The organism is Aquirufa beregesia (genome assembly GCF_011090385.1).
GTDB classification, from domain to species: Bacteria; Bacteroidota; Bacteroidia; order Cytophagales; family Spirosomataceae; genus Aquirufa; species Aquirufa beregesia.
Genome location: NZ_SEWW01000003.1, coordinates 224,784 through 239,563, shown reverse-complemented (window position 1 = coordinate 239,563; position 14,780 = coordinate 224,784). Strand labels below are relative to the sequence as shown.

The following is a 14,780-nucleotide window of genomic DNA, read 5'->3' as shown; positions in this document are numbered from 1 at the left end:
GCTAAATTTATCCCTTTTTCGTTGAGATAAATTGTAAATTTGAACAATTTTGGTTTTCTACATGATTAGACAATATTGGCTTCTCGGATTATTAGCTCTAGTGAGTGCATGTTCCCAACAGAGCACGAAGCCTGCTGCCGTCGCATTTCATAACCTGAATGCCAAATACAATGCCATTTGGCAGGCTGATCGCTTAAAAAAGACCATCCAAAAGAAGTTTTGGGAAGAACATAAGGAGGATTACAAATCCATACTTCCCATCATTCCTGCCATTGATTCGACCTTTGGCCAACAGCATGCCGCCGACATTGATCTAGTCATCAAAAAGGCCTCTTTGGTGATTGATCGTCACCAAAATTCCCATTTTGTGGATGATGCCTATACCTTGATTGGCTGGGGGCGCTACATCAAAAAAGATTATAAAAATGCATTAGAGACTTTCAAATTTGTCAACTCCATTGATAATGACCCTCGTTCTCAAAGTACTTCGCTGATTCATTTATACCAAATTTATATCCATCAACATGATTTCACTTCGGCAGAAAAAGTGGGTGAATTCATTCAAAGTCTAGACCTTAGCCAGGCACAGAAAAATAATTACTTATTGTCTAGAGCCTATTTTCACCAAAGTAAAAACGAAGTGATTCCTACCATCGCACTCTTGGAAGAAATCATTCCTTCACTTTCATCGGGAGAAGAAAAAGCCCGACTTTACTATATTTTAGGCCAATTATTTGAGTCACAAGGAAAAAACAAATTGGCATTGGAAAATTATGCGGCCATAAAAAAATCAAAGGCCAGTTATGAATTACAATTCCATGCAACCTTGGCTGTACATCAATTAAACAATGCGCCAGAAGAATTAGAAAAAATGATTCGTGAGCCTAAGAATGAGGACCATGTTCCTGCCTTATACGCAGCCTTGGGTGAAATCTATTTCAAAAATAAGGAGTTTGATAAGGCCAAAGACTATTGGACTAAAGGAGGTAAAAGCGGTAGCGACCGAGGAGAGCTTTATTTACAATTAGGTAATCTATTTGCTAAACAGTTGAAACGCTTTGATGATGCTGCCAAATACTATGATAGTGCCGCGACATACCTAAGCCCAAATCATCCGGCCTATACTGCTACTCAGAAACTAAAAACAACTTGGACCAACTACCTGCAAGTAAGCAAGGCGCTAAGTCAAGAAGACTCTTTACTGAAATTAAGCAATATGTCTCTGGTAGAGTTAACAGACATGTACCAAAAGACGCAAAAAAAACAACAGAGAAAAGCGGATTCATTAATGAGCAAAACGGTGCAAGTTCAAAGTAATGTCGTTTTTACCCGTAGACCTGCCAGTCCAGAACAACAAAGCTTTTACTTCAATAATGATCAAGCAAGAATACAAGGCCAACAAGAATTTAGTAATAAATGGGGCGTTCGAACCTTAGAAGATTTTTGGAATCGTAAAAATAAAAACAACAACTTGACTAACCGGATTGTGGATTTGACACAAAATAATGCTACTACTCCTTCGGAAAACTCGAAGACCCTTAGTAATAATCCTGTAGTGAGCGATTCCTTGCAAATTTGGCTAAACTCCATTCCCAAAAGCCCAAATCAAATAGCTCAAGTAAAAAAACGGGAAGAAGATGCCTTATTTGAGTTAGGGAAATTTGTACGACTAGAGTTGGGAGAAAAGGAACAAGCCAGCATCTTATTAAAAAAATTATTGACTAATTACCCAGGTACAAGCCACGAAGCCGAAGCGCTCTACCTATTGTATTTAAGCAGCGACAAAGATTCTCCAGAACAAAAAAACTTCCGAAATAATTTATTTGACCGTTTCCCAACAGCCTATTTCAAACAATTAATCTTAAAAATTGAAAATGGAAGTTTGACAGAAAGCAATGAATTGGCGGCACAAAAGGCTTATGAAATGGCCTATGGGCAATTTAAAGCCTACAATTATTCCGAGGCCTCACGTCAATGTCAACAAATCTTACAACAATTTCCAGGTAGTAACTTAGAAGATAAAGTCGTATTTTTAAAAGCGCTTTGCTATGGTGGATTAAAGGAATTTACCAGCTACCAAAATAATTTGAAAAACTTCATTCAGGCTTTCCCAAAAAGCCCATTAACAACGGAGGCTGAAGCTTTATTGAAAGCCTATACCAAAAATAAAAACTAACATGTTCGAATTTGAAGAGGGAAAATATCTAAAACTGATTCGATTTACGTATAAATTTCTATTGGGCACAACGCTGTTTGCTGTCCTGTTTATCACGGCTGTCAACTTTAATTTCCTTTGGCTATTTGGCGGAATGCCTAGTCTGTATGAACTAGAAAACCCCAAAAGTCAGGAAGCATCCCTATTGATTTCAGAAGATGGTCAGGAAATAGGCAAATACTTTAGAGAAAACCGGAATCCCGTGGAGTTTGAAGACCTCTCTCCCACCATTATCAATACCTTAATGGCCACAGAAGACGCACGATTTACCACACACTCGGGTATTGATATGCGTTCTATGATGCGGGTGGTTTTAAGTTTTGGAACATCTGGTGGAGGAAGTACCATTTCTCAGCAATTAGCTAAAAATTTATTTCATACTCGGTCAGTGGAGTTTGGGGAAGACGATCCACTTTACATGGGTTTACTCATGAAAATTGGTGGTTTAAAAACGGCCATTGCCAAAATCAAGGAATGGATATTGGCCATCAAATTAGAAAGACGCTATACCAAACAGGAAATCATGGCCATGTACCTCAACGAAGTGAGTTTTGGTAATAATGCCTATGGCATTCAAGTGGCTTGTCGGACATATTTCCAAAAAGATGTAAAAACGGTATCCTTACCCGAAGCCGCTACTTTAATTGGTTTATTACAAAATCCTTCACTGTATGATCCGAGGATCAGACCTGAAAAGACCTTAGAAAGACGAAATGTAGTTTTAGGTCAATTGGCTAAATACGATTATGTACAGGAAGATGACGCTCGTAGCATGATGGAAGGTCCTTTGAACCTAAAGTTTAAAGTAGAAAATCAAAATACAGGAGCCGCTCCTTATTTCAGAGAAAGTATCCGAAAACAGATTTTATCTGTCATCAAAGAAATCAATGCCGATCGTCCGGAAGACCAACAAATCAACCTGTATACTTCGGGATTACGCATTTATACGAGCATCGATTCCCGCATGCAAAAATATGCAGATGAATCCATTCGAGAGCATATGAAGGCGGAGCAAAGCTTGTTCTATTCACATTGGAAAGGAAGAAACCCTTGGGTGAATGAAGAAATGAAGGAAATTAAAGGCTTCCTGAGAGATGCCATGAAACGCACCGACCGATACCGTGAATTGATGGCTGCTTACAATAATGATGAATTCAAAGTTTGGGAAGAATTGAATAGAAAGGTGAAAATGACTGTCTTCTCTTACCAGGGAGATATTGACACCACCATGAGTTCCATGGATTCCTTAAATTACTACAAGCGAATTTTGAATTGTGGTTTTATGGCCATGGACCCAACCAACGGACACGTGAAGGCTTGGATTGGGGGCATTAATTATAAGTACTTTAAATTTGACCACATTACCCAAAGTAAAAGACAGCCTGGATCTACCTTCAAACCCTTTGTCTATGGGGCAGCCATAGAAAATGAGATAGCTACTCCTTGCGATGAATTGATCGATGAACCGGTGACTTTTGGAGAAGAAGATGGACTCACCAATGGAACGTGGACACCTCAAAACTCCGATGGAAAATATAGCTATGAAAAGCTCAAATTAAGAAGAGCGATGGCCTTATCCATCAATACGATTTCAGCCAAATTAATGAAAGAAATGGGGCCTCAGAAAATTGCTGAATTTGCCCATAAAGCTGGGATAACGAGTCCCTTGTATGAAGGCCCATCCCTTTGCCTAGGAGCCTCTGAAGTATCTGTCTTTGAGCAAGTGTCTGCCTATGGTACTTTCGCTAACGCAGGCGAGCGAATTGAGCCCATTTTAATCTTGAAAATTACGGATAAGGTCGGCAATGTGCTACGCGAATTCTCTCCAACTGCCAAAGCGGCCATTAAACCAGAAACTGCCTACCTGATGACCTACATGTTACAAGGTGCGGTTCAGGAACCTGGTGGCACCGCGGAAGGATTAAAAAGAACTTCTATTGTTGCAGGCAATGAAATTGGAGCAAAAACAGGTACTACGTCCAACTACTCCGATGGCTGGTTTATGGGCGTAACCCAGAAACTAGTGGCTGGAGTTTGGGTGGGTGGAGATGACCGAAGTATCCACTTTAGATCATTAGCCCTAGGTCAAGGTGCCAAAATGGCCATGCCAGCCTATGCCAAGTTCATGGAAAAAGTTTATTCTGATCAATCACTAGCCATTGAAGGGTATCGAAAAATGCCTTTCCTAAAGCCCGAAAAATTTGTGTTCGATTTCTCTTGTAGTGGAAAAGTGGGCATCGATTCTACGGCCGTTCAAAATACCAATGTTCAATAACATGCGATTAATTGCCTCCCTATTCATTTTATCAACTGTATTTACTGCTTGTCGACAAAGTGCTGAAGAAAAAAGTGAAGCTCTTGCCAAAGAGACCTGTTCCTCTTGCCATAAATTTCCTGACCCTTCCTTACTCGATAAAAAGACCTGGAAAGAGGGTGTTTTACCAGAAATGGGATACCGTCTAGGTATTGGTGACCGTTTTCAATTAATGACTCGAATATCCGAAGAGCAATATCAAAGTGCTTTGCAAATGGACATCTACCCGCTAGACCCTAAAATCAGCGAAAAAGATTGGCAATCCATTGTGGATTATTATGTCAAGAATGCCCCTGAAAAACCTCTTCCTCAAAAGCAAAGAAGTCCCATCAGCACTTCCACGTTGCATTTTAAAGAGGAATCCTATATTTCTAAAACTGATCAGCTAGGTGTTGTTATTTCCCTTCGAATTCATCCCGACAAACCAGAAGTTTGGGCAGGAACCCGTAACCGTACTTTATGGGTTTTGGATGCCAACAAGCAGGTAAAAAAGACCATTGAAACCCAAAGCCCAGTGGCATTAACTCAAATATTATCGGGCAAGCCTTACCTACTGGCTATTGGCAAAATGTACCCCAACGATGAGAAAATTGGAAAAATGTACGGAATCAATCCTCAAGGTAAAATGGAGGCTATGGTTGATTCTCTCAAAAGACCCGTAGATATACAAATCAGTGATTTTAACAGCGATGGCATACAAGATTTTGTGATCTGCGAATATGGCTTTGAACGAGGTCAATTAACCTGGATTGATGGGAAAAATAAAAGTCGACATGTATTAAAAGCCCAAGCAGGAGCACGTAATGTCGTGATTAAAGATTATACCGGTGACGGAAAACCTGATTTATTGGTATTAATGGCCCAATCTCGTGAGGGAGTTTCGCTATTCATCAATAAAGGTCAAGGTATTTTTGTCGAAAAACCCTTATTACAATTTGACTCGGTTTTTGGTAGCAGTTATATGGAAGTGGCCGACATAAATAAAGATGGGCATGATGACATCATCGTTTCCAACGGAGATAATGCCGATTACTCCCGCTCCAAAAAAGCATTTCATGGAGTCCATGTGTACCTAAATGACGGAAGAAATAACTTTAAAGAGGGCTATTTTTATCCCTCATATGGTGCATCCAAAACAGTAGCTAGGGATTTTGACCAAGATGGCGATGTAGATTTAGCGATGATTGCCTTTTTTGCTGAAAACGATCAAGGACGTAATGAGAACTTTCTATATTTTCAAAACCAAGGAAATATGACTTTCCAGGTTAGTAATTTAAATATCGGAGATGGTGGGCATTACATTTGCATGGATGCTGGCGATATCGATAAAGATGGAGACATCGATATCATTTTAGGCAACTACCAATTTGGAGCAGTGAAACCAGGAACCAAATTGACTCCTGGACTTCAACTGACCTATTTCAAGAATTTAATTCGTTAAACTAGCGCCTTTCGGCACAAAACCTTGAGCCAGAGCACTTTGACTTAAGTAGGAAGAGCCATAATTCCAGTTTACTTTTTGTTTCTTACCCATGAATTGGTAAGTATAATCTTTCCCTGCTTTAGCTAATGGAACAAAGCTTTTAACAGGTTTAAACAGGTGCATAGCCCCTCTATTTTGCATGGCTATAAACCCTAATTGATCCTTTCCTAACTGAATACTAACCAATGATTTAGCATCACTAGGTACAAATAGACCTGAATTTGGCTGGTATCTGAATTTCCCTTTACCATCCCCCAATAACACACCGCCATTAAACGCATCGTATCTCCCGGTAGAAACCTCATTCCCAAAATTATTTCCCACAAACAATACGTCTAGATAGCCATCTTGGTTAATGTCAATCACTTGCATTCCATTCAATGCAGAAACCTGTGCCATAGCAGGTAATTCATGCACCACAAACTTTCCTTTTCCTACATTTTCTATATAAACAGAGGCGTTTTCTGTAAAGGATACTTTAGATGATTTCTTCTTTTCTGCATCGGTAAATAGGTCTTCTTGCTTGGCTTTACCAAAGTCATTATAATACACGTAGCGGGCACGAGTGGCATTCAATTGCTTATGCGTATCATCTTTACCAAACAAAGGATAAGACTCATATAAGCCTTTGGGGCTTTGGAAATACACAAAAGGGAATATATCATATAATCCATTTCCATCTAAATCACCATGTACTATTTCCACCGGCTGTTTACTAGAAGCTCGTAAAATGGTGTTTTTACCCATATTACCTGCAATAAAATCCATATCACCATCTTGGTCAAAATCGGCACTAGTAATTGAAGCCCACAAGCCCGTATATTTTTCCAGTCCAGTCTCATCCAGTTTTTTCAATTTAGCCTTCTGGTTTTCAAATACCTGAATAGGTACATATTCCCCTGCTAAGACCAAATCCACCCAACCATCTTGATTCACATCAGTCCAAATGGCATCGCAAATCAAGGATTCTTGCAATAGTTCGGGAGCCCACTGAGCCGTTTGATCACTAAATTTAATTTGCCCTAGCTTAGAATCATTACGTAATAATCGTGAAACAGTTCCTTTAGGGTACTCAAATGGCACATTTCTACCACTTACAAATAGATCCAAGTCCCCATCACGATCAAAATCGATGGATCTAACTGCGGAATTACTCTCTAAGAAAACGGGCAATGCTGCTGCATCCAAGATAAAATTCCCCTTGCCATCATTTTTATAAAGAACATCCTGAAAACTTGGTGAATTGGCTTTATCTTCCGTTCCTCCCCGAGTAATGTATAAGTCTAGGTCCCCATCTTTATCAAAATCAGCTAATAACGAACCTAAATCCTCTCCCATCTTTTTAGGTTGTTCTAACGCCCCGTCCAATGGCTTCGAAACAAATTTGCCACTGGCTTGCTGTACATAGAAAAGGCCAGAATAGAACTTCGCCCCACCGACAAAAAAGTCTTCTAATCCATCTCCATTGATGTCTCCTACCGAACAACCTGGTCCTAATTGAGATAATTTAAAAGGAGTCAATATTTGGAAATTGAAATCCACAAAATCATATTCTTTATGAACGTCTGTGACTTGTAGACTTCCACTAATATCTTCTAAAAGAGGTTTTTCTTGCTCAAACATAGGTTGAATAGGTAATTTAGCATCCCCTATTTTCACCGTCATTACTTTATTCTTCCCTGGATTTTTAATCACTTGCATAGAATCATTTGGCCAAAAAATGCGCATTTCTTTAATGGCTAATTTAGACCCTAAACCAATATGGGCAACAGTTTCCACACTGGATAAATATCCACGATAAGGAGTATTTTCGTAATAGAAGCGAGAACCATCCGCAAAAACACCTTCAATTTTTGCCCCTATTCCCAACACATTTTTACCTTTCCCTTCAAACTTTACACGTAAAAACTGTGATTTCTCTTTTTCTTGGTCAACGGTATTGTTTTTATAGACAAAAGCCTCATCATTGATATTATTGACTACATAATCCAAATCCCCATCATTATCCAAGTCACCATATACCGCTCCATTGGAAAAAGAGGCTACATTAATTCCCCAGTTGGCACTCACATCATCAAACTTCAAGCCCCCCATGTTTTTAAAGGCATAGTTATTGATTTTGATGACAGGTAATTTTTCTAACATGATCGCTTCAGATGTCAAACGTTTTGACTCCGCCTGATACGACATAAAATCACGGTCCGTAACATCTTTAGGAAATCCATTGGTAATCAATAAATCACGATAACCATCATTATCAAAATCAGCTAAGGAAGGACACCAGCTCCATTCTGTCTCGGCAACTCCAGCCATCAAACCAATTTCTTGGAAAGGATAGGGTTGGCCATTTGCTTGCTTGCCTGCATTCAGCTGCAAGGTATTACGCATATATTGGTACGTATATCCATAGGTATCACTGTTCAAATAAGTTTGGTAGTGATTTCCTGGGGCTAATTGCTTTTTACGATCGTTACTTTTAGGAAGCATATCTAAGGCGACTATATCTGCCAAACCATCATTATTGATATCGGCCACATCATTTCCCATGGCACTTAAACTGGTATGTTTAAAATAAGCCTTGGATTGATCTGTAAAGGTTCCATTTTGATTATTGATGTATAAGATATCATCCGACACATAATCATTGGTCACATAAATATCTGGCCAATTATCTTGATTGATATCACAGATATTGATTCCTAAACCAAAACCCTCTAAGGTGATTCCCGCTTCTTTGGATACATTGGTAAATACAGGATGGTTTAAGGTTTGTGACCAATCATTTCGGTACAAGCGATCGGTATTGGGGTAAGAACCATCATTGACTTTAGGACGGAAAAGTGAAGGAAACTCCGTGATTTTATCTGTTAAAACATACAAATCTAGGTCCCCATCTTTATCATAATCAAAAAATGCAGCATGCTGACTATGTCCAGAATCATTGATACCATATGCTACGGCCATTTCCTTAAACGTAGGAATCCCATCTTTGATACCTTGGTTGACGAACAACAGATTCTCTCGGTCTTTATCAGCATTTTTTAAGGTCACTGAAACATACACATCCAGCAATCCATCTCCATTGATATCGACCACACTAACACCGGCACACCAGCGGTTCTTGGTATCTATTCCAGCTTTTTTAGATACATCTTCAAACTTCATTTCTCCTTTATTGAGATACAAAGTTCCATTGGCTTGATTGCCCGAAAAGAACAAATCCAATAAACCATCATTATTAAAATCCCCCATTCCAACCCCACTACCATTATAAAGGTATTCATACTTCAATATGCTCAAGGTGTCGTTTTCGACAATTTGATTGGAAAAATGAATGCCTGTTTGATCACTAGGCAGTAGTTCAAAGGTCGTTTTACTTTTACAAGAAATAATCCCGAAGAAAAGTAGACTAAAATAAAGTAGTTGGCGTGTATTCATCATTGTATAATTGCTAGGCTAAAATTAAAAAAGGTGGGAACAAGTTCCCACCTTTTCAAGAATTTAAATCGAATGATTAATAACCAGGGTTTTGCTTCAAGATAGAAGTTCCTTGGATATCAATTTGAGCTTGTGGAATAGGAAGATATTCCTTACCTGTAGTGAATTTAGCCCCACCAAACATCGTAACCAAAATACCACCTTCATAAGAAAGGTATGTATTTAATACTTTGCTTGCATCACCCCAACGAACTAAGTCGAAGAAACGGTGACCTTCTGTAGCTAACTCCAACATACGCTCCATTTTAAGCGCTTTCATAGCTTCATCTGCGTTAGCAAATGCAGTATAAGGAGCGATCACATAGTTCGCTTCTAACTCACCTGTCTTAGCATTTTTAACAAAGCTAGATGGATTAGCTGCGCGGTTACGTACTTGGTTGATATAACCTAACGCAGTAGCTAAACTTCCACCACCTTTGATTTCAGCCTCAGCAGCCATTAACAATACATCAGAAAAACGGATGATATTGTAGTTAAGGGTTGCATAACCACGTGTCCAACCAGAACCATCAGTCAATGTATTTTCCTGAGTTTTGTAGTAAACATATTTCTTAGGAGAATATGGACCTGCATAAGTTTGGTCACGAATCCAGTTTTTACCAGGGTGCTCGATCCAGTCTAAGTATTGAATACCACGACGACCAATTGTGTGGTCAATACGTGGATCCAAAGGACCGTTATCTTCAGTAAATGACTCACTAGAAGCTAACTTGTAGTCATGCTTCACCGCATTTTCAGCTGCATTGTAAGCTGGAGCTCCATTCGTCTCAGTCAATAATGGCAAACCATCTTTGGTACGGTAAGCATTCGCTAAAGAAAATGAAGGTTGGAAGAATCCGCAGCAGTTACCTGGACCATCAGTACCTGTATTGTATGGATAGTTCAATACGTCGAATGCATTCGCGTTCGTTACACTACCTGAATTCATAGATGACTGAATGGCAAATATTGCCTCTTCGTTATTATCATTCGCTGCATTGAATACATCTTGGAATCTTGGAACCAAGCCGTATTTCTTACCATTGGTAGTTTTACCACTAGCAATTACCGTTGTGAACAGAGCTTTAGCCTCTGCAAATTTTCCTTGGTACAACAAAGACTTACCTAAGTAAGCACCAGCTGCCCATTTATTTGCACGACCCGCTGAAGAGTGAGTCTCAGGCAAATTGTCATAAGCAAATTTGAAATCTGCATCAATTTTACCCCAGATATCAGGTGAATTACCTACTTTCTCAATTCCTTTACCATAATCCATCGTCTCATCAACGTATGGAACAGAGTTGAATAAACGCTTCAACTCAAAGTAAAAGTGAGCACGTAAGAAACGAGCTTCAGCAATGATACGAGTTTTCTCAGCAGCAGAAAGAGCTTTTGACTCATTAGCTAGATTAATGGTTGCATTAGCACGTGCAATACCTTCGTATTTTGCTTGCCAAGTACCATTAATATCTCCTGATACAGGAGAAGACTCATAACGTTGCATCGGGTTAATAGATGAAAAGTCACCCGCATCCGTTCCTTTGTTGTTCTCTCCACCTAGGATGGAACCCCAAAGCCAGTTGTTAGAAGCAGCTACCTGAGTAAAGTTTTTTGCTGCTAAAGCAGAATAAGCTCCAATCAAAGTACCCTCAACACCAGCCTTAGAAGTCAATTGCGCCTGAGCTAACGAACCTGTAGGCAAAACTTCTAAAAACTGATCTTTACAAGCGAATGTCAAGGTAAATGCAGATGCACTTACTAAGGCTAATCGTTTTAAAATATGATATTTTTTCATTTTATTTTAATTTAAATTGGCTTTCGCGGATTAAAATGACAAGTTGATAGCAGCGTTGAATGAACGAGTAACTGGATAGTTACCTACGTCAATACCAAAACTAGTATCGGCTGCACCACCTACACCTGGGTCTAAACCTTTGTATTTAGTGAATGTCAACAAGTTATTAGCAGAAAGAGTCAACTTCGCACGCTTAATACCTAGCTTAGAAGAGAATTTCGAAGGAATGTTATATCCAAAAGAGATATTCTGGAAACGGATGTAATCTCCGTCCTCAACATACCATGAGTTCTCTGCACCATTGGTAGAAATGTTTGATGCTGATTCCCAAATTGGAGCTAAAGCATTGTTTCCTAAAGCTGGAGTCCAAGATTGCTTAGCGCGCTCTCCTTTACCAGATCCTTCAAATGATCCGTGGAAATCAGTAAACCACTTAGACTGATTCCAAATTTTATTACCTGCAGAAGCATATACATACATGTTCAATTCAAATGCTCTGTAAGTTAAACCTACGTTGATACCTCCTGTGTAAGTAGGTACTGGAGAACCTAAATAAGTACGGTCATCTGGAGTAATTTTACCATCTCCGTTCATGTCAGCATAACGGAAACGGCCAACACCTGCACCTGATTGAGAAGGAGCACTTGTCACCTCAGCAGCTGTGTTGAAGTATCCAAGTACCTTGTAACCATAGAAAGAAGACAATGAACGTCCTACTTCCATACGAACTGGTGTAATACCACGGAAACCACCACCTGTTAAGTTACCAATACCTGGAGCAAATGCGATGATTTCGTTTTTCAAGAATGAATTATTGAAAGTCAATTCGTATTTCAACTCGTTAGTAATGTTTCCACGGTTAATCACTTGGAAGTCGATACCTTGGTTACGCATTTTAGCTACGTTAACAGATGGTGCTGATGCGTTAGGACCAACAACCGCAGGAAGAGGTACGTTGAATAACAAATCACGTGTATCTTTTCTCCATAAATCAAATACAACTTCCCACTTACCATTTAAGAAAGTAGCATCAATACCGATGTTCGTTGTCTCTGAAGTCTCCCATTTAGCAGCTGGGTTACCAATACGTGAACGGATATAACCTTCGTTAGCTCCTGAGCTCTGACCATCAATTGGATAGAAAGAAATATCACGTCTTGCAGCGTACAATGAATACTGGTTAGCAGGGTCTACGTTGTTTGAGTTACCCATTTCTCCCCAACCTCCACGAATTTTCAAATCCGTGATACCTGGAAGATCTTTCATGAATTCCTCCGATGTTACACGCCAAGCTGCAGAGAATGCAGGGAAAATACCGTAACGGTTTTGAGAACCGAAACGAGATGAACCGTCACGACGAACCACAGCAGTTACATAATACTTCTCATTGAAGTTATAATCAGCTTTACCGAATAATGAGTAGAAATTAACTCCACTGAATAAGTTAGAGTTAACTACTGGCGACTGAACAGCGTTCAAGGTTACAAAGTCTAAGTCCATTGAGAATGGGTTGATACCCGACCCTGAAATACCACGGCCACGGCCAGTATTCAATGACTCAATACCAGCTAAAGCTTTGATACCGTGTTTTCTCCACTGATATTTGTAAGAAGCCGTATTAGAGAATACCCATGCAAATGAATAACCTGAACCTTCAGAGAAACTGTCAGATGCTTCTGGCTCAGAATCTCCTAAGTACTTGTAGTTATAGTTTACAAAGTATGAATTATTGTATTGACCTCCAATACTTGATTTGATGATCAAATCTTTGATTGGCTCAACTTCAACGTACACATTACCTACTGCGTTAGCATTGTAGTTTTGGTCATTGATTTGGTTAGTCATTAATGAACGAACTGGGTTACGAGGGTTGTTGAAACCTGCCGCTCTAGTAGAAGCAAAACTACCAAAATCATCTCTAACAGGGATTACGGTTGGCATACGGTAAGCTGATAAGATTATTGACTCATCACCCGCAATACCTAAACCACCGTTTCCTCCTGCTTGACCTCTAACTGAACGGTAAGTGAACTGTAAGTTCTCTCCAATTCTTACATGCTTTCCTAAATCAAACTCAGAGTTGAAACGAGCTGAATAACGACGGAAATCATTCTCTAACAAGATACCTTGTTGCTCTTGAGCTGATAAACCAATGTAGAAACGACCATTGTCTGTTCCACCACTGAATCCTAAAGAGTGACGTTGTGTATTACCAAAACGAGTAATCTCATCATACCAGTTAGTACCAGCTACGTTTGGACGAATCGCAAAAGTAGTCAATGGGTTAGCAGCATAAGCAGCTTGTGCAGCGGCCATGTCTACTGCGCCTCTAACACCATTTTGTCCATTAAAGTGCAAATATGTTGGTAAAGTAGCTTGAGCAGATGTTCCATATTGTGGATGAGAATAAGACGCTGCTGTTCCGTTAGCTGCCGCATTGTTACGGTATGCTACGTGAGTCCAATCTGCTTGCTCTTGTGGAGTTAACATTTTTGGAGCTCCTCCAACGTTAGGATCTGTACCACCGTACAATCCATCATAAGTAATTTGTAAAGGTTTTTTTCCTTTAGTACCACGCTTAGTAGTATAAACGATTACACCATTAGCAGCACGAGCTCCATAGATAGAAGCTGCAGCCGCATCTTTTAATACCGTAGTACTTTCAATATCATCAGGTGATAAGAAATCTGTAGAACCTACGGGTACTCCATCAACAATGTACAATGGCTCGTTACCACCGAAAGCACCAAAACCACGTACACGAATGATACTGTTAGTTCCTGGTTGACCGTTAGTAATCAATGTAACACCAGCTACACGACCTTGTAATTGTTGCTCAACGTTTCCTGAAGGGGCAATTTGTAAATCTTTTGCTTTAACAATCGATGCTGCAGCAGTAGATTCTTTTTTGTTAGTTACTGAATAACCTGTTACGATAACCTCACTCAATTGGCTAACATCTTCTTCTAATGTAACCGATATAGAGGCTTGTGAACCTACAGTAACGTCTTTTGCTTTGTAACCTACTGCGGAAATGGATAATACTGCGTTTCCAGATTTAACTGAAACCGAAAATGCACCATTAATGTCAGTAGTGGTTCCTGTATTGGTTCCTTTTACCAATATACTCACGCCTGGGATACCTTGTGAATCAGTACCAACCACTTTACCCGAAACCTTACGGTCCTGAGCAAATGACGCAAAGCTCCCAAGCACCATAATGGCTAGCAATAAGAAGCTTTTGAAAATTTGATAATAATTGTGTTTCATAAGTAATAGTTGATTAATTATTTATTTAAAATTATGCGTTTGGATAATCGCCATTTTTTAAACCATCAGACCTCCTTTCATTTTTTTATTTGTTTAAATAATTTTAGAACTAGGACACATTCTTTAAAAAATACCACAAACAAGCTCGCCACATGTTGACATTTGCCTATACTTATGATATAATTCTTCTAAGAACTTAACTATCCTACACTGTCCTACGGTGCAG

The 14,780-nt window shown here is 39.4% G+C and carries 6 protein-coding genes; 3 read left to right on the top strand and 3 right to left on the bottom strand.

Features of this window, described 5'->3' with window-relative positions; genetic code table 11:
• Positions 1 to 61 precede the first annotated feature (61 nt).
• From porW to EWU23_RS07040, 3 genes are read left to right on the top strand one after another with little or no spacing between them, the layout of a single operon-like run.
• Positions 62 to 2,176 carry a type IX secretion system periplasmic lipoprotein PorW/SprE gene (gene porW / locus EWU23_RS07050; protein ID WP_166230222.1) on the top strand — a complete coding sequence of 705 codons (2,115 nt, stop codon included), beginning with the start codon at positions 62 to 64 and terminating at the stop codon, positions 2,174 to 2,176.
• A 1-nt stretch (position 2,177) separates the two neighbouring features.
• Entirely contained in the window at positions 2,178 to 4,490 is a 2,313-nt protein-coding gene (locus tag EWU23_RS07045) for a penicillin-binding protein 1A (RefSeq protein WP_166230220.1), read from the top strand.
• A gap of 1 nt (position 4,491) precedes the next feature.
• On the top strand, positions 4,492 to 5,970 hold the full coding sequence (locus EWU23_RS07040) for an FG-GAP repeat domain-containing protein (protein WP_166230218.1): 1,479 nt from the start codon (positions 4,492 to 4,494) through the stop codon (positions 5,968 to 5,970).
• Here EWU23_RS07040 and EWU23_RS07035 read toward each other — a convergent pair.
• The 3 genes from EWU23_RS07035 to EWU23_RS07025 form a co-directional block, all read right to left on the bottom strand.
• Positions 5,959 to 9,453 (bottom strand): VCBS repeat-containing protein, encoded by a 3,495-nt coding sequence (locus tag EWU23_RS07035; protein ID WP_166230215.1) that lies wholly within the window; start codon positions 9,451 to 9,453, stop codon positions 5,959 to 5,961. The genes EWU23_RS07040 and EWU23_RS07035 overlap by 12 nt on opposite strands.
• A gap of 73 nt (positions 9,454 to 9,526) precedes the next feature.
• Positions 9,527 to 11,284 carry a RagB/SusD family nutrient uptake outer membrane protein gene (locus EWU23_RS07030; RefSeq protein WP_166230213.1) on the bottom strand — a complete coding sequence of 586 codons (1,758 nt, stop codon included), beginning with the start codon at positions 11,282 to 11,284 and terminating at the stop codon, positions 9,527 to 9,529.
• Positions 11,285 to 11,314: 30 nt separating this feature from the next.
• Positions 11,315 to 14,554, bottom strand: coding sequence for a SusC/RagA family TonB-linked outer membrane protein (locus tag EWU23_RS07025; RefSeq protein ID WP_166230211.1), 3,240 nt, complete (start codon positions 14,552 to 14,554; stop codon positions 11,315 to 11,317).
• Positions 14,555 to 14,780: the final 226 nt, after the last annotated feature.

Coding starts and splice junctions, on each gene's coding strand:
- EWU23_RS07035 (WP_166230215.1), bottom strand. CDS start 9,453: ATGATGAATACACGCCAACTACTTTATTTTAGTCTACTTTTCTTCGGG.
- EWU23_RS07040 (WP_166230218.1), top strand. CDS start 4,492: ATGCGATTAATTGCCTCCCTATTCATTTTATCAACTGTATTTACTGCT.
- EWU23_RS07045 (WP_166230220.1), top strand. CDS start 2,178: ATGTTCGAATTTGAAGAGGGAAAATATCTAAAACTGATTCGATTTACG.
- EWU23_RS07030 (WP_166230213.1), bottom strand. CDS start 11,284: ATGAAAAAATATCATATTTTAAAACGATTAGCCTTAGTAAGTGCATCT.
- EWU23_RS07025 (WP_166230211.1), bottom strand. CDS start 14,554: ATGAAACACAATTATTATCAAATTTTCAAAAGCTTCTTATTGCTAGCC.
- porW (WP_166230222.1), top strand. CDS start 62: ATGATTAGACAATATTGGCTTCTCGGATTATTAGCTCTAGTGAGTGCA.